Origin of the sequence: Cytobacillus oceanisediminis 2691 (assembly GCF_007678455.1) — a bacterium.
GTDB classification, from domain to species: Bacteria; Bacillota; Bacilli; order Bacillales; family Cytobacillaceae; genus Mesobacillus; species Mesobacillus oceanisediminis_A.
The window spans coordinates 14,527-37,622 of record NZ_VEEP01000008.1; the positions used below are offsets into that span (position 1 = coordinate 14,527).

The 23,096-nt window shown below is 46.3% G+C and carries 21 protein-coding genes; 2 read left to right on the plus strand and 19 right to left on the minus strand.

Going from position 1 to position 23,096, the window contains the following annotated elements:
* Positions 1-28: 28 nt before the first annotated feature.
* The 9 genes from FS736_RS15935 to essC all read right to left on the minus strand — a co-directional run bounded on the left by FS736_RS15935 (position 29) and on the right by essC (position 10,509).
* Positions 29-799, minus strand: coding sequence for a PP2C family protein-serine/threonine phosphatase (locus FS736_RS15935; RefSeq protein WP_144479055.1), 771 nt, complete (start codon positions 797-799; stop codon positions 29-31).
* A gap of 18 nt (positions 800-817) precedes the next feature.
* Positions 818-2,134, minus strand: a complete 1,317-nt coding sequence (locus FS736_RS15940) for an FHA domain-containing protein (RefSeq protein ID WP_144479057.1) — start codon at positions 2,132-2,134, stop codon at positions 818-820.
* 357 nt (positions 2,135-2,491) lie between these two features.
* Positions 2,492-2,794, minus strand: coding sequence for a pore-forming ESAT-6 family protein (locus tag FS736_RS15945; protein ID WP_041964573.1), 303 nt, complete (start codon positions 2,792-2,794; stop codon positions 2,492-2,494).
* A gap of 30 nt (positions 2,795-2,824) precedes the next feature.
* Positions 2,825-3,130, minus strand: a complete 306-nt coding sequence (locus FS736_RS15950) for a WXG100 family type VII secretion target (protein ID WP_260983630.1) — start codon at positions 3,128-3,130, stop codon at positions 2,825-2,827.
* A gap of 28 nt (positions 3,131-3,158) precedes the next feature.
* Positions 3,159-3,350, minus strand: coding sequence for a hypothetical protein (locus tag FS736_RS15955; RefSeq protein ID WP_144479059.1), 192 nt, complete (start codon positions 3,348-3,350; stop codon positions 3,159-3,161).
* Between the two features lie 3 nt (positions 3,351-3,353).
* Positions 3,354-4,760, minus strand: coding sequence for an Mbeg1-like protein (locus FS736_RS15960; protein WP_186326816.1), 1,407 nt, complete (start codon positions 4,758-4,760; stop codon positions 3,354-3,356).
* A 4-nt stretch (positions 4,761-4,764) separates the two neighbouring features.
* Positions 4,765-5,505: a hypothetical protein gene (locus tag FS736_RS15965; RefSeq protein WP_144479063.1), complete on the minus strand. Its 741-nt coding sequence runs from the start codon at positions 5,503-5,505 to the stop codon at positions 4,765-4,767.
* Positions 5,506-5,645: 140 nt separating this feature from the next.
* On the minus strand, positions 5,646-5,897 hold the full coding sequence (locus tag FS736_RS15970) for a methyltransferase (RefSeq protein WP_144479064.1): 252 nt from the start codon (positions 5,895-5,897) through the stop codon (positions 5,646-5,648).
* The gene (gene essC, locus FS736_RS15975; RefSeq protein WP_144479066.1) at positions 5,890-10,509 is read right to left on the minus strand and encodes a type VII secretion protein EssC; all 4,620 of its coding nucleotides are present in this window, start codon (positions 10,507-10,509) and stop codon (positions 5,890-5,892) included. The genes FS736_RS15970 and essC overlap by 8 nt, the downstream gene beginning before the upstream one ends.
* A 409-nt stretch (positions 10,510-10,918) precedes the next feature.
* Between essC and FS736_RS15980 the strand changes: the two genes are divergently transcribed.
* The gene (locus FS736_RS15980) at positions 10,919-11,257 is read left to right on the plus strand and encodes a hypothetical protein (protein WP_144479068.1); all 339 of its coding nucleotides are present in this window, start codon (positions 10,919-10,921) and stop codon (positions 11,255-11,257) included.
* Between the two features lie 219 nt (positions 11,258-11,476).
* Here the strand turns inward: FS736_RS15980 and spoIIID are convergent, their stop codons facing one another.
* A complete protein-coding gene (gene spoIIID / locus FS736_RS15985) occupies positions 11,477-11,749 on the minus strand; it encodes a sporulation transcriptional regulator SpoIIID (protein ID WP_031307660.1) in 273 nt (90 codons plus the stop codon).
* A 395-nt stretch (positions 11,750-12,144) separates the two neighbouring features.
* On the opposite strand from spoIIID, the gene FS736_RS15990 reads away from it, so the two are divergent.
* Positions 12,145-12,933 (plus strand): LysM peptidoglycan-binding domain-containing protein, encoded by a 789-nt coding sequence (locus FS736_RS15990; protein ID WP_144479070.1) that lies wholly within the window; start codon positions 12,145-12,147, stop codon positions 12,931-12,933.
* A 24-nt stretch (positions 12,934-12,957) separates the two neighbouring features.
* Here the strand turns inward: FS736_RS15990 and FS736_RS15995 are convergent, their stop codons facing one another.
* The 9 genes from FS736_RS15995 to FS736_RS16035 all read right to left on the minus strand — a co-directional run bounded on the left by FS736_RS15995 (position 12,958) and on the right by FS736_RS16035 (position 23,046).
* On the minus strand, positions 12,958-13,491 hold the full coding sequence (locus FS736_RS15995) for a hypothetical protein (RefSeq protein WP_144479072.1): 534 nt from the start codon (positions 13,489-13,491) through the stop codon (positions 12,958-12,960).
* A gap of 35 nt (positions 13,492-13,526) precedes the next feature.
* Positions 13,527-13,874 (minus strand): hypothetical protein, encoded by a 348-nt coding sequence (locus FS736_RS16000; RefSeq protein ID WP_144479074.1) that lies wholly within the window; start codon positions 13,872-13,874, stop codon positions 13,527-13,529.
* A gap of 100 nt (positions 13,875-13,974) precedes the next feature.
* Positions 13,975-14,640, minus strand: coding sequence for a 3'-5' exonuclease (locus FS736_RS16005; protein ID WP_144479076.1), 666 nt, complete (start codon positions 14,638-14,640; stop codon positions 13,975-13,977).
* 115 nt (positions 14,641-14,755) lie between these two features.
* Positions 14,756-16,636 (minus strand): DUF294 nucleotidyltransferase-like domain-containing protein, encoded by a 1,881-nt coding sequence (locus FS736_RS16010; protein ID WP_260983631.1) that lies wholly within the window; start codon positions 16,634-16,636, stop codon positions 14,756-14,758.
* Positions 16,611-18,281 (minus strand): sodium:solute symporter family protein, encoded by a 1,671-nt coding sequence (locus FS736_RS16015; protein WP_144479078.1) that lies wholly within the window; start codon positions 18,279-18,281, stop codon positions 16,611-16,613. The genes FS736_RS16010 and FS736_RS16015 overlap by 26 nt, the downstream gene beginning before the upstream one ends.
* 45 nt (positions 18,282-18,326) lie before the next feature.
* Positions 18,327-18,629, minus strand: a complete 303-nt coding sequence (locus FS736_RS16020; protein ID WP_144479080.1) for a DUF4212 domain-containing protein — start codon at positions 18,627-18,629, stop codon at positions 18,327-18,329.
* A 160-nt stretch (positions 18,630-18,789) separates the two neighbouring features.
* Entirely contained in the window at positions 18,790-18,972 is a 183-nt protein-coding gene (locus FS736_RS16025) for a hypothetical protein (RefSeq protein ID WP_144479082.1), read from the minus strand.
* Positions 18,973-19,281: 309 nt separating this feature from the next.
* Positions 19,282-20,886 (minus strand): gamma-glutamyltransferase family protein, encoded by a 1,605-nt coding sequence (locus tag FS736_RS16030; protein WP_144479084.1) that lies wholly within the window; start codon positions 20,884-20,886, stop codon positions 19,282-19,284.
* 159 nt (positions 20,887-21,045) lie between these two features.
* Positions 21,046-23,046 (minus strand): penicillin-binding transpeptidase domain-containing protein, encoded by a 2,001-nt coding sequence (locus tag FS736_RS16035; RefSeq protein ID WP_144479086.1) that lies wholly within the window; start codon positions 23,044-23,046, stop codon positions 21,046-21,048.
* Positions 23,047-23,096 lie beyond the last annotated feature (50 nt).

Below are 23,096 nucleotides of genomic sequence, written 5' to 3' on the forward strand. Positions count from 1 at the left end.
AATGATTTATCGTGATCTTGAACCTTCCCTATGCTTCCTTTTTTGCCAAAAGAATCGAGATATTGTCTGTTTCCTGGCGTTCTTTTGCCAGCTCGACGAGTTGAACGAGCTTTTCTTTCATGGTTATTTCATTGGTAAAATGTTGCGGATTCAGGTTTGTGAGCATTTCTTCCTCAGTGATTTCATGGTAAAATCCGTCGGTGCAGAGCATAAACATGCTCCTGCTTTCGAGTTGGCCTGAAGTAGTGACGACGTTAATGTCCTTTGTTGCGCCCACGCACTGAAGGAGCACATTCCGCCTCGGGTCAATTCTTGCCTGCTCCGCAGTGATGTTGCCGCGCTGCAGTTCGCGTTCCACGAGGGTCTGGTCCTCGGTCAGTTTTACCAGATGGTCAGTGATACTGTAGGCCCTGCTGTCTCCAATCTGCAAAATGTAATATTGCTTTTGGAGGATGAGCAAAGCCGTGATTGTTGTCCCAAGCTTGATGTTCGAAGCCTCGCCATATTCAAGGATTTTAGTGTTCAGGTCGCGGATACGTTCCTCAAGTCTTGCGGGGATTTCGTGTTCAGCAATGCCGGTCTCCAGCAGCTCCGGCAGATCATTGTCAAACCAGCCGGACATGCCCCTGATCACCGTCGCGCTTGCAAGCTCCCCATGAGATAGTCCGCCCATGCCATCGCAGATGATGAACAAGCCGATTTCCCCGGCAGGTGTCTTCGCTGTTTTCAGCAACAGGCCATCCTGGTTCGTTTTCTTCTTGATTCCTATGTCGGTATGATAGGCCACTTGAAATGCCATCGTAGTTCCTCCTATCCATCAATAAAGCCTGAAGATGAATTCCTCGTTCGCGAGCTTGATTTTGTCTTCATGCTTGATTTTGACTTTCTCCTTAGGCGAGACCTTCACGCCATTCACGTAACTGCCGTTGGTCGAGTGATTGTCTTCCAGGAAGTATTCGCCGTTCAATACGATCACATGGGCATGGACCCGGCCGATCACTTTATTTTCAGAGGCAAAGTCCGCCCTCATCGGGTCGCGGCCGATTTTGAAAAAGTCCTTGGCAATTGTAATTTTTTCGTTCTTTGATACCGCCAGTAAAAATGGCCTTCGGGTCGAATGGCCGAGGGTTGTTGTTCCCTCATCCTCATCGTCCGGAAAAACTCCCAGAACTGTTGTCCCTTCGTGCTCCGGTTCACTGCTGGCAATGGCCGGCTGGATATTAATTGACGTACCACCGCCTAGTGCTGAAGCATCTTTTAACAAGGCATTGTTGTCACCGAGCTCTGCCCTCGTGATTCGCTTGTAATTGACCTCTTCCTCGATTTCAAGCTTGCGTCCTGTTTTTACATCCTTCTTCTGGCTTGTATACTCGGAGGTCAGCACGCCATTGTCGACACTCGTTTTCATAGTGTGAACTTCGCTGCCCGGGCTGTAAAAGTTCGGGTTGATCGCCGGAATTTCAAGCTCTGAGGATTCCAGCAGTGGTTCTTCGTCTGTTGTTGCTGCTTGTAGTGCCGCTTCCTGCTTCGGTTTTTCGGGCATTTTGTATGGCTGACGTACGAGCGTTTCATCCCCGCCAAGCTCATTCATCTTTTCTAATAGACGTTCCGGCGTGGTTTCCTCTGACTCAATCAGGAAGTTATGGAGTTTGATGAAAAATACGGCATCATCATTTTCGTCGTAAGGAGCCGACAGCAGCAATTCCTGCAGGAATCCTTTAAGTGATACCTTTTCAAAAATATTATTTTTTATTGGGAGGTAGATAAAAACTAATCTGTTTGAAAAATTATCAATAAAGATGTCACGCTGGCTGAACACAAAATTCGCGATATCCAGGCCGCTGGCTTGAGCATCCGCCAAGGTTTCGGCAATGTTGAGGAAGCTGTTGTACAGCCGCTCCTTCGTCGCCGGCGCGGAATTCAGCATTTCAAGCGTGTTATCGGAAATCATGTCATAGCGAAGAAAGCAGTTCTCTCCCTCTAAAATCGCATGACACGGCAGGATTCCCGGAACCCGGCTCGCTCTCAGCAGCTCCACCTGGCCGGCATCGATATCCGCCTTGCTTTCTGCATGAAAATAAAGGAATTTCGAAATTCCGTAGCTTTCCAATTTAAATTCCACCTGTTTGATCATCGCGCTTCGACTCCAATTTTGAATTTATGTATGGTTTTAGGTTGAGACCATCCTTTAAGGACGTTTATCTCCAGTTGGGCCCATTTTATCTCCAGTTGAAAAGCTTTTATCTCCAGTTGAAGAACTTTTATTTCCAGTTGAAGAGCTTTTATCTCCAGTTTGGTGATTTTTTACAGCGAATCCCATTTTTAGAGGAAAACAAAAGCTTTCCCTCCTGCAAAATCATGGATATTTCCTGTTGGAGCACTTTTTTTCCGGGTTGCTCCTCATATATGAAAATTGCCCTTAATTAGGGGTACATTTTACAGAAGGGCAAACTGCCAATGCCGCTTGCCCCCTACCCTCTGTAAAAAGTGATTACTTAAAAGAGCTGGCGTTGTTGTTGATTGCTGTTTCTGCGGTGTTGTAGTTTGTGACAGTGTTATCCAAGAACTTGGCGTAGCTGTCGACGACCTGGCGATATTCTTCAAATCGTGGTGCCAATGAGTTGAAGTTGCCGCGGATTGTGTTGGATGCATCAGAGTTCCATGATGACGCAAGTGCATTCATGTCCTTCTTGATTTCTTCCAATCTAGTGGATAGTTGCTGGTTCAGCGTGCGGATCTGGCCCGCCGTTTTGCTAACCTCGCCGAGCGAGATTTTGATTCCATCTCCTGCCAATGTATTTCACCTCCTGCATTATGTTATGGATTAGTTGCTCAATCTCTTAGCCTGGTTAATGACTTCAGATTGAGTGTCGCGGTATGTCTTCGCGCTCATCTTCAGGAACTCAGAGTATTGTCTCATCAACTGAGTCATCTTCTGGAAGTCGTCCATGAAGCCTTTGATCTGTGCAGTGTAAGCCTGGTTGTCAGCACCTTGCCACGCTGCAGCCATGCCTTCGACTTCGTTGAAAAGAGCTTTGTAGTTTCTTTCGTAGTCAGCTGCCTGCTGGTCGATCTTGTTAGCAGTCGTTTCAAGCTTCGCTGGTTCAACAGTGATTGATCTTGCCATCATTTTTCACCTCCTTTCAAGTCTGATAGAGTTATATTCTTCTTAATTTGTAGCTTACATAGCGGTACTTTTCCGCAGACCGGCGCAAACCCGACGCTGCTTTTACAGAACCGATCCCTTTAAATTCGTGACTGATCCCATTCGAAATATCATCAAGCTCCCTGGCGATTGCGTTCGCTTCGTTGGCAATCCTGTTAATCTTGCTTTTCACTTTCGCATCCATTGTTTACCCCCTGATCGAACCGGCTTTTCCGGCAAGATATCTTTCATTCTTCTGTAAAAGTTCTGCCGTGGTGTAAAGGTAATTGATGCTATCCGGAATCCGGAAGTCGAAAGACGTGCTGATATCGGCAGCAAGGACATTATCCAGCCCGGACAATCCCGCTTCCCAGTATAGATTGTCAATCATGTCGTTGAGCTGCGCGATCCGCCTTTGGACCGAACGGAGCCGGTTGGCGTAATAGTACAGCCTTGGGATGTCTACTTTTATATAGGGTTCGATTGGGAAGTTGTTGCCGTTCAGGCCGTCTATAAAATTGCCGATTTTAACTGCAGCCTTTGATATGAGCTCGGCAAAGAATGAATTTACCTTTTCCTCGAACTCTTTTTTTGCTTTTGCCAGTCCCACGACAAGCTTCACCGTCTGTTCACGAATTAAATGGGCAGCTGCTGTCATTGCTTTGGCCGTGTAATGCATGACAGCTACCGCGGCATTAGCGACTACGTAAGCTGCCTTATAAACCCTGATCGGAGTGGAGTTAGATAGTTCACGGAAGATGTCTTCAAAAATCATATTGTTTAGGACAGACCTGCCAAACGATTGACCATTCTCATAAACTTTGAAATTGCCATTTTCATCAAATCCAGCACTGCTCGTTAATGAATGAGGATAGAATGGTTTTTTAATATCATAATCCTCTTTAATACCAATCGTTTTATCGACATACGGTACTTTGCCAAGTTGCGAGACAGGATCATAAGCATAAACGATGAAATCATGCCGATCTCCCATCAATGCCTCTTGTTCCTTCTTGGATAGAGACCACCAATATAATGGGGCAGCATTTATTACATATGCCTTGGTGTTATCATCAAGGTTGTTGATAAAAACGTAATCCGCCAGGTTGCCGCCCTTGGAATGGCCAAGCAGCAGCCTTTCACCCGATGCCTCTCCAAGATATTTTTGATAAAATTCATTTGCTTCTTTCTGTTGCTTGATTTCCACTCCCATTGAAGCTTCAAAATTGGAGGTCCAATCAGTCCTTAAGTGACCCATATCCCCCATCGCCTCACTGCCTCGGAAAACAGCAGTCGCGTTTCCGCTCTTATCTTCGAATGCATATCCAACAAAACCGGAGTCGGATGCACCTTTAGAATTGTTTCCTTCATTAGGGTTAAAGTTCTGGTAGCCTGATAATTTTACGTTATGAAGATTTGAACTTTTAAAACTACCACTTGAAAAAAAAGCCTCTAGCTGTTTATAGCTATCCTCATTTTTATCAGCACTCATTTTTGCATAATCCCAAATCCGCTCTATGCTTTTGCCGTTAAGAGGTTGATTATTAGGCAAATCATAGTATGACAACATTAACAGGACATTTTTCTCTTCATCAGTTAGTTTATTAAGGGACATATTATCACCCCTCTTGCGGTTGATAATATTCTTTAATCTGCTCAGGGCTGCTAATATCCATTGAATCATCAACCATAATAGTTCCGTACACCTTAGCATCCAGATTTGACCAGTCAATATTGTTCACATTAGATGTCCTCATATAGTCAGATACATTTTCAGAACGATCTACAAAGCCGACAGTCACTCCATAATATTTCGCATTAGACTCCTTTAGTTCGTTCAGCAATTGATATACCGGCTCCAAATATTTCTCTACTTCCGGTTCTCCGTCGGTTTTCACTGCAATATTTAACGTAAGCAAAGCACCATTTTCATCTGTTTGTAAAAAATCAGTGACAGATGAATCTTTCTTTTCTGCAGTGTATTTCTCTTCTTCCACAAACAGCATTGTCTTGAACTCGACATCTTCATTGAAAGCCTGGTTCACCTTATCCTTATAAAGCTGGTCAAGCTGATTTGACCAAACGGATAAAATATAGGTGTCATAGTATACTCCATCTTCATTTCTACTTTCACCTGCAAGGAAAACAAGCTCCGGCTTTCCTTCTGGATGAGCCATCACTTTGTCTTTTCCATACATTTCCGGAAAGATAACACTGCCTTCTTTTACACTTTCAATCTCAAACTTCTCACCATATTTTTCTTCCAAATGCTCCATAACCTTACTCTCCGAACTCATACACCCCGCACCTCCCATTACTACGAATAAAATCACTGCAGTCAGCTTGATCCATTTTTTCAAGTTCTCCACACCTTCCGTATTTAAAAACAGGAGCGGTCCGGTTTATGAAAACCGCCCCCAAGGTCATATGTTCATATTCTGTGAGACGTGCATCGCCCCTGCGTCGCTCTTTCCGTGACACAAGAACCGTCCCCATGTCTCTAGATCAGCATCAACTTCGCCCCGTTCATCAACCCATGTTCCTCGACGGTCTGGTTGATATTCAAGATGGTGCCGGTTTTGCGGTCACAGAGGATGGTGTCGGCTGTTGCTGAGAAGTATCCCTGTGACAGTTCGGTCATGGTGCCGGCGAGCAGGAAGACGACTTCGTGCAGTTTGCTCTCGGGCGGCAGGAAGACGTCGTATGATTTTTCCGAGGCGGGGATGAAGACCTCTACGAGCACCTTATCCATGGTACGCTACCTCCTCTTGCATGCTCTCAACTGAGGTTATCAGCTTCACTAGTGTTGCTTTCCCTTTTGTCACAACGTAACCGAAGCCTGGAGGGATTTCCTGGTACATATCGTTTGTCACCTTGCCGATCTTCATGATGTACTGGTCGGTGATGCCGTTGCCTGCCCAGATGAAATCGCTTAGCGATACGTGCTGCTTGAACCAGGCTTCGAATGAAACCGAGCTCAGTTTATCGGCACTGTCGGAGATGACCAGGTTCACATTCAGGCCATTTCCTTTTTCAAGGAAGACCTTGAGTTTATCCTGGCCGTCCGGCGACAGATACATCATCAGATCTGTAAAGGAGTCGATGACGCAGGTGATGTTGCCGAATACTGGCGGCTGTTCGCCCGCTTCGATCGCGTCCTTCGTCGTATTGTTGCGGTGGACGAGCGTGTTGAACAGATAGACGATTGTGTCTTCGAGTTCAGCAGGCTCAACGATATACTTGTAATCCTGCGTGCGGCCCGCCGCAAAGTGCTCATTAGGGTCGATGACGATCAGCTCCCTGCCTTCAGAAGCGTTGAACATTTCAGCGACACCCTGCATGAAGCTTGAGCACTGGTCGTTTTGCATTGCCGCCACGACATTTATATAATTGCCAAGGAAATCGAAATGAGCTGTCTTTAGCGAGTTTTTCTCGATGCCGACCGGCACTTTGTTGCTGGTCATATTTTTTGCTTCATCACGGAGATAGTTCAGATCCACTTTTTCCGGAAGGATCGGAACGCGCATTGCGGCCGGCTGCGTCCAGGTTTCACGCAAATCCTTGCAGTAATCAGTGATGAATGTGTACATATTGTCTATATCGCTTGTGATATGGGCCGTCTGGAATTCATATGTGGTATCGTTCTTGAATATGCCGCGGCCCTTCGATTTGGATGGATACACACCATCCGTATTGCCCAGTACGCCAGAGTATTCGCTCTGGTCATTCAGCTGGAGCACATACATCTGCTTGAAGTTCTGCAGCAGCCTGTAGCGTATCGCCCCCGTATTGATCGCGGTGACGATGAAGTAAATGCCATACTTCAGGCCCTCGCGCGTCAGGAATGAAATCCCTTCCTCGAGCTCCTCGAACATCTCTGAGAACGCTGCATAGTTGTGGATCGCCACAATGATCGATGGCAGGCTCTCACCTGACATCTCGTTGTAGGTAATAAAATCGCCGCCGTAATTCGAAAGCAGCTTCTTCCTCCGTTCAATCTCGCCTGTCAGCATCTTGAACAGATTGTGGATCTTCTCACTCTCATGCGACAGCATGACATCGCCGACATGCGGTGCTTCCTTGAACCAGACCAGTGTCTCGGAACCGAAGTCCAGCAGGTAAAAATTCACTTCGTTCGGCGTATGCTCTTCCATCAATGAGTAAAGCATCGTCGTCAGGAAGGTCGTCTTGCCGCTGCCAGCAATTCCGTAAATGACGGCATTTCCTTCCTCAGTGATCGGCATCCTCATGACCAGCTGTCTCTGGTTCGCAGGATCATCGTATTCGCCGATGATCGGATTCAGATGGAAACCTTGCTGAACGACACTATATTTCTGTTTCAGCTTATCTACGTAAATCAGTTCAGGAATCGGCTCAAGCCACAGCTGGCGGACCTTGATGTTCTCCTGCTGCGCCATTTTAGCCAGGTACTCGGTAATCTCATCGATTTGCTTCGGCGGGTTCTTCACAGCCAACTTGCGCTTATCGATACGGGCATTCTTGATGACGCGGCCGAGGTCATCGATGACGACGACGCTGTCATCCTTATGCTTTTCAACTCTGTCGGACGGATAGTAAGGTGCACCTGCCCATGCGGACTGCCCCAGCTCGAACAATTCGTTGAAGCCGACCTGGAGGTAAAAACGTCCCGTCTGCTTAAGCTCCGCGGCGTCAGGACGCTTGATGACTTCCATACTGTCCGCTTTTTCCTGCACCTTCAAGCTGATGCGGAATTTACTGTTACTCCAGATCTGGTCATCAACGACACCTGATGGCTTTTGTGTCGCCAGGATCAGGTGGACGCCAAGGCTTCGGCCGATACGGGCCGCACTGACAAGCTGCTCCATGAATTCAGGCTGCTGGGCCTTCAGTTCGGCAAACTCATCGGAAATGATGAACAAATGCTGCAGCGGCTCTGTTACCATGCCTTCGCGGTATAGCTTCTGATATTTATAGATATCGATATTGCTCTGGTCAACAACCCGGCTCGTTTCGCTAAAAATGGCCTGGCGGCGCTTCAGTTCACTCTGGATTGAAATCAATGAACGGTTGACCGCTGCCCCGTCGAGATTGGTGATTGTACCTGCCAGGTGTGGCAGATCCTCGAACGCGTTCGCCATGCCGCCGCCCTTATAGTCGATCAGGATGAATGCGACTTCATCAGGATGGTAATTGACCGCAAGCGATAAAATGAACGTCATGATGAATTCACTTTTACCGGAACCGGTCATCCCGGCAATCAAGCCGTGCGGTCCGTGGTATTTTTCATGCAGGTCAATCATGAACGGGTCGCCTTGCGTATCGACACCGATTTGCGTTTGAATCGTATGGACCGGATTGTTTTCCTTCCATTTTGTCAGCGCATTGAGATGCTCTATTTTTCCGACGCCAAACATTTCCAGGAATGTCAGCATATCAGGCAGGGTATAAGCCTTCTGTGAGGTATTCAGCTGGATATTGGCCAATTTTACTGCCAATTCTTCAGCATTTTCCTCTAGGTAGCTGTCTGCATTGAAGCCTACATATTTCCCGGAAATATCGTCTTTGTCATAGATTTTTGAAAAACTCTTGTCAAGCTCGATGACATTCGTACATTCCTTCGGCAGGTTTTTCAGCTCGTCATAAAGGGTGACCAGGCTGAATCTGATATTCTTTTTTTCTTTTAATATGAGGTTGATCATCTCAGCCTTTGACGCGAGGCTCTTGCTCATTGAGAACACGATATAATGCTGTTCGATTTCAGCTAGGTCTTCCTCGTCGAGTGCCTGGCGCGCTGCAATTTCTTTTTCAAAGTAAGCCGAAAGCTCCTTGATTTCATTCGCATCTGTAGCGACGAAGCGGATTGTCTTGCCATCATCCCAGACATGCGGCAGCCACTTCACGAAATTCCATGTATCATGCTCATGGTCATCATAGATGAACACCAACTTCAGCTCGTCATAGCTGTGCAATGCTGTCAACTGAAAAATCAGCCCCTGAACGAAGCTCTTCACTTCTTCTCTTCTGCCGATGATGCCGCTGATCCGTTCATCCGTCAGGTCGACCGTAACAGGAACATCCTTTAAAATCTGCGGCTGCTCCACGATTTGATACAATTCATCCTGAAGATTATCATCCTCAAGCATGAAGCGTTTTTCCGGATATTTGATCTCTGCGTTCAACGGTAAATCGCCGATCCCAAGACGCACTTTTAAAAAGTCATTTTGCCCGATCCCGCGCTCCCACAGATTCCGCTGGCGGCGCTTGATCCTTGTCAGGCAGTTTTCCAATGTGACATGGTTTTCGAACAGAATCTCGCTCTGGTGCTTGCACTCATCTGCGATAACCTGTTTCATGTCTGCAAGGTATTTCAAATATTTCTCCTGGCGGATGCCTTCAAGCTTGATCCGGCGCTTCTTTTCGTATCTTTTTGTTAAAATCGGCCAAAGTACGGTACCGATCAACATGCTGAACGACATAACAAGCATTGGCAACGCCTGTATGATATTCCCGTCATTGCTCATGACGTTCTGTAACATCAGGAGTCCGGTGAACAAGGATGCCATCCCCATCGTGATGGACGGTCCCAACAGGAGCATCAGCGGTGTTTCATCAACATTCGGCTGCGGCGGCGGCGGATCGATTTTTATCGTCGTTTCCTCAATATCCCTCTTGAAACGCGGTGAACGGTAAAAAAGCTGATCATTTTCTTCTTCAATATGTATTTCATCGAGGTTGATTTCTTTCTCTACTACCGGCTTTTCGGCAATGAAGGAATTGAACGCATTCCGGTCAAGGAATACAGATTTATGTGGATTGTTAAGCGACAACAGGCGGCCGTTGAAAATGATCTTAAGGCCCATGATAAAAATGACATCGCCAACAGCCAGCTGCTTTTCCTTGATTCTTTCGCCATTGACATATGTACCGTTCGAACTGTTGAAGTCCTTGATCACAGCCTCGCCCTTGCTGCTGTATTCGATGACGCAGTGTGAACCTGATACTAGTTTGTTCGAGAAGCAAATCTGGCTGTCCTGGGAACGGCCGATTTTTATGAGATTGCTTGTTGCGATATGTTTTGTGAATTCATTGCGGTCTGCCGTTTGCGGCTCGACATAGACTAACGCGGATTGATCATCGTTGCGGTGAATACTATACGTTTTGAATGGTTCAATGAGGACCTTTGATTGTATTTCGTTGGCGTTGTTCTTTATGAATGCATGCTTATTGGACTTCAGGTACCACTGGCCATCTTCCGCTTCCACCGCCAGCATATCGACCGGATTTTGCTCCGGGTCTTCCGTGTTCAGTATGTATCTCCCAGTGACTCGTTCAGGTAAAACGAGATCGAATACCCGATTCCGGTCAAAAAGTGTTAAAATCACCTCAAAACCTCCCCAGCCCCAATATTTATATTCCTACAGTATGTATAGTGGCAATTTCATATTTTTTACCATGTTAGCTCAAAAAGTGTAATTTTACATCAAACTTAAGGTTCATCTCTAAATATATAAATATCTTACAATATTAGGAATTATATTCAACTAATTACCCCCTTAATTGGAAAAATAGGGATATTGGTCCTAAATTTACTTACTATATGTAAGTATCAAAGGATGTTAAAGGTGCCAACTTGCTCTCCAAAATCATAAAACTAGTTCTTTTTACCCTGAAAAAATGTAACATAAACCCTAATTTAACTAAAATAATCCATTTTATTTTTATAAAACATTGGGATTTTTTTCAAAAACATACTATAATCAAAGAATCTAAAAATATGAGCAGGTGATCCAGATGAAAATCAATGTCAGCCAGGCGTATGCACAGGCAAATAGAATCAGTGAATACGCCCAGGAATTGAATGAGGTTAAAAGCAGGCTGCAGGACTTCAAGGGGAGTCTTAACAGCGGCTGGCAGGCGCAGGAAATGGTGTATATCAATAACGCCATCAATAGCATAAGCAGGGAAATTTCAGAACTGCAGACGCTTCTTTTTTCTATTGGACCGGATATCGTCGCAGCAGCGAATGAAATCAGAAGGGAAGAAGAGGCTCGGGAAGCAGCGGAAAAGGCAGCAGCAGAACGCGCAGCTGCCGAACGGGAAGCAAGACTGAAGAATACCGGCTTACGGTAGACGAACAGGGGGCACGGGTGGATGGATTCGGCTGCCTGTCCCTTTTCCCCCCATAATAAAAAGGCGGCAGCCTCCGCTATGTATCAAAGCAGAATCATACACGCCTTTTGTGGCGATGCCCGGCTTTTCTGGATCTAAGCTGGGCATTTTTTTTTGATATGTCGGCAGTGATTATAAAGCTGAATTACGGTCCCTCCCATCTGCTTCATTCGGATTTTTTCACTTCACAGGTTCTTCTTCCCTTTCCTCTTTACGGTACTTCATTTTGGTGGCTTCCCCGCCTCTTAGATGGCGGATGGATTTATGATAATCAAGGATCTCTTTTACTTCGTTGGCAAGGTCAGGGTTGATCTCAGGCAATCTTTCTGTCAGGTCTTTATGGACTGTACTTTTGGATACGCCAAACTCCTTCGCTATGACGCGAACTGTTTTTCTCGTCTCCACGATATACTTTCCAATCTTGATTGTTCTCTCTTTGATGTAATCGTGCACACCACTCGCCCTCCCTAAATTGGATGTGAGAAGCGTGAAATGAGACTCGCTTTTATCGGCCAATACTGTATTCCGCGAATGCTCTCCCATTGCGGCAGAAGGATGGTCCTTCTGGATATTACTAAGATTAATCATGTCCCCGGCTGAATCCTCATATTGTTCAAACGATTCCTCACCTCAAACACTCTCTTTGTCAGGTTTGTAACATTTTATTAGCTTGGTTGAGGATATATGCACGAAAAAAGCAATAGGGACAAGGTTTAGGTAAGTTTTTTGAAAAATTCAACTATTTTTTACAGAAAAACTTTCCTATATACCCATTTTTAGTACATAAAAACTTATTCCCGCACGAATTTTTGTAAAGGAGTTTATTTTTCATTGGGGGAGAAGCAGACTTGATTACCTACAGACAGACTAGAAAACAGAGAATCAGAGAAGAAAAACGCAGAAAAACCTTAAAAAGGAATCGAAAATTAATTGGTGCAGCGGTAGCCGGATCGGTTGCGGCAGGATTGCTGATCGGGGTCGGCCAAAAGAAAACAGATGCGGTCGGATCCTTTTATACTGTGAAAAAAGGAGACACCCTCTACAGCCTGGCAAAGCAATATGATACCTCAGTTGAAATGCTGAAAGAGGTTAATTCACTCCGTTCAGATTTCATTAGGACCGGCCAGAAACTTGAGGTGCCAGTAGAGGCAGAAGCAGGAACCTATATTGTTAAAAAAGGGGACACATTGTTTTCCCTGGCAAAGAAATATGGAGTGGCCATTACCGACTTGAAAAAGGAAAACAAATTGGTCACTGATTCCATCTATGTTGGACAAGCCTTATCCGTACCGACTCATGGTTATGATACACACGAAGAATTTTATGAAGTGAATGCTGGAGACACGTTATATAATATTTCCAAGCGGTTTGGAGTTAGCCTAAAAGAATTAAAAGACGCAAATGGGTTGAAGAAAGATATGGTGTTGATCGGCCAACACCTGCTCATCCCAGGTAACATTGAAGTTATGGAAGCAACCGTTAACGGAGCAGCCGATAATTTCACCGTCGAGTTCGAAACAGATGGGAAGGCGATACCTTTGAAGGTGTCATACGGTACGGCCCGGAAATATCAAGAGCTGGCCGGACAACAAGTCATTGTTACTTTTAAAAACGGGGCATTGATCAATATTCAATAATACACAAAATGCTTAGAGGGATCTCTAAGCATTTTTTACTTGTCTTCTTGTATATTCATCAATTAAAAAGAAAATGGCCGAACATAATGTTGGCAACATGAAAACACCTGGTTCCATGTAGTCTGACAGTCCAAAAATCGCAGTAAGAAGTCCAAATCCGATGTGTATTGAACCAGATACCAGAGCACGAAACTTCTTGAACCGTCGAGAAACAAGCTCTGCGATGATAGAGGAGGGAATTCCATAACAGAAAATCCCGATACCGCTAAAGAAAAAGACAAGCATGAAGCCAACAAAAATTTCGTGGCCTAAATGTGCTATACTCTGCATGGCAGAAAAAAGCAGCAATCCGATCGAAAAAGCAAGTGAAGTATAAAGAGCCACTTTTATCTTTCTCAGTTTATTTTCGAACATAACCTCTCTCGCTGCCGGTATTATGAATGTTAATCCAAAGATCGCAAGGACTACTTTTATATATCCAGGAATAGTAGATAAGTAAACAATAAGTAAGACCATAATAACAGAAAGATTAGGTATGATATTTTGTATTTTTAACATATTACACCCTTCCTCTTGCTGAAATCGCACTCTTACTATATCCATAGCAAATAATAAGCCCCTGCTGCTATCACAGAAAATGACATCATTCCAAAACCTTTTTTATAGCTCACATCTATGAGTTCTAGGCCGCCATAAAACCAGCTAATGCAAATCAACGAGATACCGATATGCTGGATTATAGAAATCCATGTAATCATCCCCGTAAACATCAAAAGCATACCGATATGCCTAAATCCATCATCAAGATAATATAAGGGACTTTTCAAGGCTGCTTTTATTTCTGATTGTTCCTCTTTATCCAGTTTTCTATAAATCTTTATAAACCGGACGAGTGGTATTCCCCATAACAAAATTAAAAAGACAATCTGGACTACATCCATGCATTTCCCTCATTTACCTAATAAGTTGAAACAAACTTAGCAGGCGAAAGCAATAATCCACTGTTTTCATTTTACACATTATTCCATATTAATGAAACAATCAAAACTGCATCGACCGCATCTGGCTATCGGTCGCTTTGATCAGCTCACCCCAGGTGGAATTTCCCCTGCCCTTGAACTGCTGCAGCAGCTCGGTGAAAAGATACGCCGTCGTCAATGCGTCGCCGATTGCGCTATGGCGGTCATAAATCCTTGTTCCGAATGCCATGGCGTATCGTTCCAAATCGCGCATATCGTAGGATGGGGCAATGAAGCCGATCAGGTCAAGTGTATCGATGGTGAACAGCTTTTTCAGGGCCAGCTTTTCCCGTTTGAGCTCGCTTTTCAGCACGAGATGGTCGAAGCCGACATAGTGGCCGACAAGACATACCGCTTCGTGGGATTGAACATAATCAAAGAAATCGGAGATCGCTTCAGATGCCTTCGGCGCGCCAGCCACCTTTTCATTTGTAATCGACGTCAGCTCAATTATTTCCCGAGAAATTTGTCGCTCAGGGTTTACATATGTCTGAAAACGATCATTTTCCATCACCTTCAGGCCTTTTACCGGAACTCCACCTATTTCAATGAGCCGGTCAGAAGTCGCCACCTGAAAACCAGTCGTCTCCGTGTCGAAAACAATAAAAGAAAGATCATCGATTCCAGTCGATAAAGGTATTTTTTCATACAAAAGCGGGCAGGAAATACTCCTTTTTTGAAAAAACATGCCAGCCTCCTTTCCACTTCGGTGCCTGGCACCGCCCAATTTTGACGAATCCAGTAACGATCAGGTTTACGTTCGCGTGATTTTCATGGTGCCTGTCACCAAACTTGTCGATTTCTCAGACTGAGAATCTAGCATATACCATACCTTGTAGTTCGCGGAGTGTGCGCAGGCTCAGGATGAGTTCGTCTTTTTGTCTGGTGGACATGGTGGTGAATGATAGAATGGTGCTGCTTTCGCTATTTGTCCATCTTTGCCTGATATAGAGGTCAAGTACATGGCTGATGGCTTCTCTCAGGTCTTGTGTGAATCCTTCCGTAAAAACGCCTTTCTCCTTTAATGCTCCGATTTTCTCGAGGGGCATTCCCGGGATGCCGCCATAATACAGCGAAAGAATCTGCAGGCTGTGATGGAATGGGAACAAGACTTCTTTTTTCATGTCGATGCTTTTCCGGCCGAGTCTGAACAGGGCGCGTATTGGTTCATCCAGAGTCGGGATTTCCTGCTCCTTTTCTGCCTGGACCATGCGATACAGGAATATTTTAGAGCGGTCGAGCAGTTCGCCGATTTTTGCTTCGAATTCCTTGTTCAGTTGTTCGCTTCCAACCGCAAATCGATAAGAGAAAAAATTCTGGGCCAGCAGGATATTCTCATTCGTCGATTGCAGCATCCACTTTCGGACACGCTCCTGCCATTGCAGCACCGTCCCTCTCCACTGTTCTTCACTCGACATCATCAGACCTTTGCAGCGGGCAAAGCCTGCGGTCTCGAGCTTGGCGGTGATTTCCCCGCCTAATTTTTCAAAATAGCCATGTTCCTTCGTATCGGCATATACAAGAAAATGATCCTGGTCTGTCAGCATGAACTGCTCACCGCGGCCCGCAGATCCCATCAAGTAGAACGCAAACGGTACAGGCGGCTCCCCAACTGCCTCAACAGATAGCTCCACTGCCCTGCCGATCAATCTATCATACAGTTTTGTCACGATATCTAGCAGCGCCAGTGAAGGAACAGAGTCCCGCATCAATGTATCGGTAATTTCATAGATTGCGGCTTTAACCTCAGGCAGGCTCGCTTCATTTTCCCCCTCGATTTTCTTGATTGTCCTCATCACACTGTCATTCTTTTTTCTAAGCAAGTCGGTTAATGTAACAATCCCAGACACCTGGCCATCGTCAACGACCGGCAAATGCTTGATGCCATTCAAAAGCATTTCTGAAAATGCATCATAATAATAAGAGAACCTTGAGATCGTCACCGGGTCCTCAGTCATGACGAGTCTGGATGGTTCATCAAATGACAGACCCTCTGCCACCACCCGGCCGACGATGTCCCGCTCGGTGATGATTCCTTTCAGTTCTTGTTGTTCCAGTACCAGCACGGAGCTTGTTTTATGCTCGGACATTTTCAGGGCAGTGTCCTTTATGCTTGTTTCCGGGGAAACGGAGACGATGCTCTCCGACATCATGTCCTGCACCCTTGCTAGAATCGTCTCGCCTTCGCCGATTCCCCTGGCCATCTTCACCTGCTCTGCAAGCGATCCATACACATCTTTTAGCCGGATTGACACCTGGGTCAGCAGATAGTCATGGACATCCTGGTCATCCCATCTCTTTGCCAGAACGGAAAAAGGAATCAGCAGGGCCCGGACATCATCAACTGCCCTGACCTCAACATTGGTTTGTGATTTATCGGCCTTCGTAAATCCGAGGAATTCCGCGAGGCTTGAAAAACCGACGATTTCCCCTTTTTGGATGACCTCCAATATTTCTTCCTGCCCGGCGGCATTTTTTACGAATACCTCGGCGATTCCTTGTAAAATCAACAAAAGCCCCTGGCGTGGTGTGTCCGCCTGGAGCATCATTTCCCTTTTCCCATAAGAAAATGCTCCACATTCCTCGACAAGGGAAAGGGCCGTGCGTTCATCCAACCCCTGAAACAGGGGATGGAACTGCACGGCCTTCCAGATTTCTTTATAGAGCTTTTGTTCCATCATCATTCATCCAGACTTCGCCATTCTTGTAAGACATCTGTTCAGGATAACGAAGGTCGAGGACTTCTTCCTGAATTTTTTGCGATGGAGCCGGAGTGGCAAGCGATACGATCACGTTTGCTAAAATCGCAGCTGTAGCGCCGAATACTCCTGCACCGGTGTCGATAATGCCAAGAATCGTATAGCCGCCGTACTTTGCGGCGAAAATATATCCCAATGTCACGGCCAGACCGACGACCATGCCGGCGATGACACCCTGTGCATTGGAACGCTTCCACCAGACACCAAGGATTAGTGCCGGGAAGAATGTACCGCTGGCAAGCGCAAACGCCCAGGCCACGATCTGCGTAATCGCCCCAGGAGGGTTAAGGGCAATCAGGCCTGCAAATAAAGTCGCTACAACGATCGAGATACGCGCTACGTTCAGACGCGTTTTTTCAGTAGCATTTGGCTTCATGACTCGGTAATAGATATCGTGCGCAAACGCTGAGGAAATGGCGATCATCAAGCCTCCTGCTGTAGAAAGGGCTGCAGCCATAGCGCCTGCCGCTACAAGGCCGATGACGAATACGCCAAGGTTGGCGATTTCAGGCGTCGCCATTACGACGATATCGTTGGAGATGATCAATTCACTCCATTGCAGGACTCCATCGCCGTTTCCGTCGGCAACCTGAAGCTTGCCAGTATCGACCCAGGTTTTCGTCCATGCAGGAAGCTCGCTGATTTTGCTGCCGGCTACTTTTGTCATCAGGATGAAACGTGAAAATGCCGCATACGCAGGTGCAGACAGGTAAAGCAAGCCGATGAAAAGAAGTGCCCAGGCGCCTGACCAGCGAGCAGCCTTCATCGTAGAAACCGTATAGAAACGGACGATTACGTGCGGAAGTCCCGCCGTACCGGCCATCAATGTGAACATAAGGGCAAGGAACTGCCATTTTGTGCCGTTCGTGAATGGTGCAAAATATTCGGAAATGCCAAGCTCACGGTCGAGTTCACCCATTTTCCCGACCAGTTCGCCGTAAGAAAGCCATGGCAGCGGGCTGCTCGTGATTTGCAGGGACATGAAGATAACCGGAATCAGGTAGGCAATGATCAAAATGATATACTGAGCAACTTGTGTCCAGGTAATTCCTTTCATACCTCCGAAAGCAGCATAGAATGCAATCAGGACAACCCCGATCATCGTGCCAACCTTTGCATCGATTTCGAAAAGGCGCCCGATCACCACGCCGGAACCGGAAAGCTGGCCGATTGAATACGTGAAGCTGATGATGATTGTTGAAATGGCCGCAATAACGCGTGCTGTATGGCTGTTGAAGCGGTCACCGATGAATTCAGGAACCGTGTATCGCCCATACTTCCTGAGCTGCGGTGCAAGCAGGAAGGTCAGAAGCAAATATCCGCCCGTCCAGCCCATGATATACGCCAGGCCGTCATAGCCGAGCAGCATGATCGTACCGGCCATCCCGATAAAGGAAGCGGCACTCATCCAGTCAGCTCCGATTGCCATGCCGTTGAAAATTGGCGGTACTCCGCGGCTGGCAACATAGAAGTCTGACGTTTGTTTAGCTGTATTGTAGACCGCAATCCCGATATACAAACCGAATGTAGCTAAAATAATAGATAATGAGACCAAGAATTGTGTATCCAAAGTTCTCCCCCTTATTCAAACGCTCTTTTTGTCATTTCCAAAGACTTAATGGTCCAGGCTCTTTCCTTCGTTCAGCTTTACATTCTTCTCTTCGTCAATTCCATACTTCTTGTCGATGCTGTCGCTAAGCTTGGCGTTGACAAACAGCAGGATGATGAACGTCACAACCGCACCCTGGGCTCCCATGAAGTAGTGGAACGGGAAGCCGCCGATTGAAATCTCGCTCAGAGGCTCGGCAATCAACACTGCACCGAACGAAACGAGAAACCAGATGACGAAATAAACGATCATGTTACGGGTTTTTTCACGGAAATACGCGTCAGCAACTGACTTATCAATTTTCTTCACATTTACACCCCTTTGGTTTTGCTAATCCCCTTTTTATATTCCTTCATGATGGACGGTCACAGCCTATCATTCTAAAAGCTTCCCCACTCCTTTTTCAAATTTTGATTATATGAACCCTGCGCCAGGCAAGGTTGATACCGATTTGTTTACGGAAAAAAATTTAGCTCAGACTGAAGATGAACTTTAACGTTTCGAAAAATGGGGCCGGGACCATGATGATCTGGATGAGGAAGTAGAGAAAGATGCTCAGGAATGGGATTGCCAGAAAAACCACCTTGTTTTTCCGTAAACCCATGAATAGACTGATGCCGGTAATCACCAGCAGGCCAATTAAAATAATCAAGTAAATCCCTCCAACTCTTAAATATGTCATTTAACTAAATCTTTAGAAAATTTAATTTAATTATCCATATAATGTCCAGGCTGGTCAATACATTATGTTTAAAAAATGTAATCGCTTACTATGTCGATATTTTTCATACCGTGGTAAATTCGTCAGTAACAGTAAGGGTTTATAAGGATTACAGGCTAAGGAGTTTGTCGAAAAAATTTTTTTCTGCTTGTTTCCAGAGAAATGGACTGTTTGTAATGATTTTACAGAATAGCAAAAAGGAACACTCGTGATGGAGTGTTCCTTCATTAGACTATAATATTACCAGCAGGCAATGGCACCGTCAGTTCTCATTTCGGTTCCGCCGGTCAGGACGCCCGTCTTTGGATCACGAATAATAACCTGGCCTCGGCCGAAACCTCCTCCATCGTACGCCACCTTCATCTGATGCCCTCGTCTAGCTAGTTCTTTGACGATATGGTTTGGGAAATGATGCTCTGCTTCAATCTGTTTTCCGCTAGTCCATTGCCAGCGAGGTGCATCCAGCGCAGCCTGCGGATTCATTCCGAAATCAATCATATTCATCGCAACCTGGACATGACCCTGTGGCTGCATATAGCCGCCCATTACGCCGAATGGGCCGACTGCCTGGCCATCCTTCGTGATGAATCCCGGAATGATTGTATGGTACGTCTTTTTGCCAGGAGCAAGTGCATTCGCATGAGTGGGGTCAAGCGAGAAATCATGTCCGCGGTTTTGCAGGCCGATGCCTGTTCCCGGAACGACCACACCAGAGCCGAAGCCCATATAGTTGCTCTGGATGAACGAAACCATGTTGCCTTCGCCATCCGCTGTAGAAAGATAGACCGTTCCTCCTTTTGGAAGTGAACCCGGTTCAGGCATTCTTGCTTCATCGGAAATTTTAGCTCGCGCTTCCTCACCATACTGCTCTGATAACAGGTCCGCTACCTTCGCCTGCATCGTCTTAGGGTCGGTGACATACTCCTTTCCATCCGTGAACGCCTGCTTCATCGCTTCCAGCTGCAGGTGGACTCCACGGACATCATCACGATGAGTAAACTCGTATCCTTTTAAAATATTCAATGCCATCAAAGCTACGATTCCCTGCCCGTTCGGCGGGATTTCCCAGACCTCGTGCCCGCGGTAGGATACTGAGATGGGCTCTACCCATTCCGGATGATAGTTTTCAAGATCAGTCTTACTTAAGAATGCGCCAGCTTTCTTAGAGGCAGCGGCAATTTTTTCAGCAAGTGCGCCGCGGTAAAAGCTTTCACCATTCGTTTCGGCGATTTCCTGGAGTGTATTCGCATGGTCTTCCGATTTCCACATCTCACCGGCGTCAGGCACTCTGCCTTCAGGAGCGAAGATACGGAACCACTCATCGTATTCCTCGCCCTGAAAACGGCTCTTGTAGGCGTTATAAGCACCCTTCCAATATTTTGCGAGAATCGGAGTCAGCGGATAGCCATTGCGAGCATATTCGATTGCCGGCTGCAAAACTTCGGTTAGCGGCAGACGCCCGAACCTCTTTGACAACTCCGCCCAGGCAGATGGCGCCCCCGGAACCGTGACCGGAATCCAGCCATGCGAAGGCATTTTTTCATGGCCAAGCTCTTTTACTTTTTCAATCGAAATCGATTGCGGTGCAGGACCGCTCGCATTCAGGCCATAAAGCTTGTCTTTTACCCAGACGAGCGCGAACGCGTCGCCGCCAATCCCGTTTGAAGTTGGTTCAACGACCGTCAGGCATGCTGCTGTTGCAATCGCCGCATCAATCGCGTTGCCGCCCTTTTTTAAAATATCCAGCCCAGCCTGCGCAGCAAGGGGCTGTGATGTAGCGACCATCCCATTGCGCGCTACCGCCGCCATTCGCTGGGACGGATATGGATATGTATGCAAAGACATTTGAATTCCCCCAATATTTTTTCGTCTTACGAAATATTATACCAAGATAATTGAAAATTCTAAATAAAAATATACTAGGGACTAAATTTCGACCAACAATGGAACTGGCTAATTGATTTGCTATAAATAAAAAAGCCCGGCCAGTATCGGCCAGACTTCCTATTGTCCACTATCCAACTTTAACTCATAAAACGACTTCACCCGAGAAACAACATCCTTGGATCCAGAGTCCTCGATCATCATTGCGACAATCATGTCGGCTGCATTCGGGTTGTAGGCGACGAACCATCCAAGTTCTTTGCCCTTTTCACCCTGCTTCTCTTTGATTTCCGCTGTGCCTGTTTTACCTGCGAGCGGATAATTGGCTATCAAGCCGTTATGTGCGGTTCCTTTTGGATCGGTGATGACCTTTGTCAGCATGCTGTTTATCACAGCGGCATTTTCCGCGCTGACCAGGCCTTCCTTCCACACCTGCCCCTGCTCATCCTCCATATTCAGAATCGGCTTTATCATGTTGCCCTTGTTCACGAATGGCGAATAAGTGGTCGCAAGATGGAGGATATTCATTTCCACCTGCCCCTGTCCGTAGGCAGAGTCCGCCAGGCGGATTTCACTGTCAATCTTGCCGATTTGCGATGGCTCGATCGGGTATAAATATTCCGGCTGGTCTTCAAAGCCGAATTTTTTCAGGCCTTCTGTAAAAGTTTCCTGCCCCATTCCAAGCGCAGCCTGAGCGAAATAAATATTATCCGAATAAACCAGCGCTTTTTCCAGATTGATGCTGCCTTTTATATCGGAATATCTTGTCACCTTGTACTTGCCCCAGGATGCGTCTTTTTGCCATTGTTTCTCGTTGATTTCAAATGCAGTATCCGTCTGGAGCTTGCCGCTTTCAAGGCCGATTGCCGTGGTGATCGGCTTCATCACAGACCCTGGCACATAGGTCAGTTTGAATCGGTTCTGGAAGGGCTTGAGCGGGTCTTCCTCTAGCATTTTCCGTTTGTTTTGCGAGATTCCGAGCGTCATTTTATTCGGGTCAAAGCCTGGCGCGCTCACGAGGGCCAGCGTTTCGCCTGTTGCCGGATTGATGGCTGATGCCATACCCGCTTTTCCTTTTAGCTGATCATACAATTGCTGCTGTGCGACTACATCGATGGTCAGCTTGACGTCCTTCCCGTTTTTCACTGGCTTTTCTGCGAGTGTCTTGACCGTGCCGTCTTTCTTCACTATCGAAATCCGGACACCGTTTGTTCCTTTTAATTGCTCCTCAAGAACCTGTTCAAGGCCGCGGCGGCCAATGAGATCAGTCGAGGTGTATCCTTTTCCCTCCAGCTTTTCGAGGTCATCGGCTGTAATTGGGCCGACGTAGCCGATTAAGTGGGACAATGCTGCTCCGTATGGATATTCACGTGCCCCAACCTCCTGGCTCTTCACGCCATTCATCGCAAACAGTTTTTCATGCAGACCTTTGTCTTCCTTTGAAATTTTCTTCAATGGAACAAACAGGTCATCTTTTACCCAGCCGGCGCTCATCGCCTTGTTGATTTGCTCCTCGGACATATCGAGCAGTTCCGCCACCTTCGCAATCGTCTGATCTTTCTGCTCGCCCAGTTCGCCTGGGACTACTCCAACCTGGACAGCAGTACCGTTGATTGCAAGACCGTTTCCACCACGATCGAGGATGCTGCCCCGTTCTGCCTGGACATTCTTGAAGCTGATTTTATCGCCTGATCCAAGCTCAGGAAAAATATAGGTCGTATTCCATTCCACATACCAGTTTGTATCATCATCGCGTTTTTCTTTTACAAGAGTGGCATCATGATCGAATCCAATCGGACCAGCAGCACTCTCCATTTTTGCCGAAAAAGGAAGCTCTGCGTTCTCTTCGTGTTCCTTTTCTTCCTCAGGCTTTTTGTAGCTGACCTTCAGCTTGTCTATCTCCAAATCCTGATAAATTTTATTATACCGGGAGACGAAATCCTCTTTTGAAATCGAATTCTTCGCTTCCGCTGATAAAAATCCATACATCTCATCAAACTTCTGGTCATTCCAAAGCTTCACATACTCGGAAAACCGTTCTTCGGGAGTCGGTTCCTTGCTGCAGCCTGAAATGATTGCGGCTATTAGCACCGACATGATTATGAACAATACTCGTTTCATATGTACCCCTCCTCCTGTCTGATTTTACCATACTCAACCCTTTTCGATAA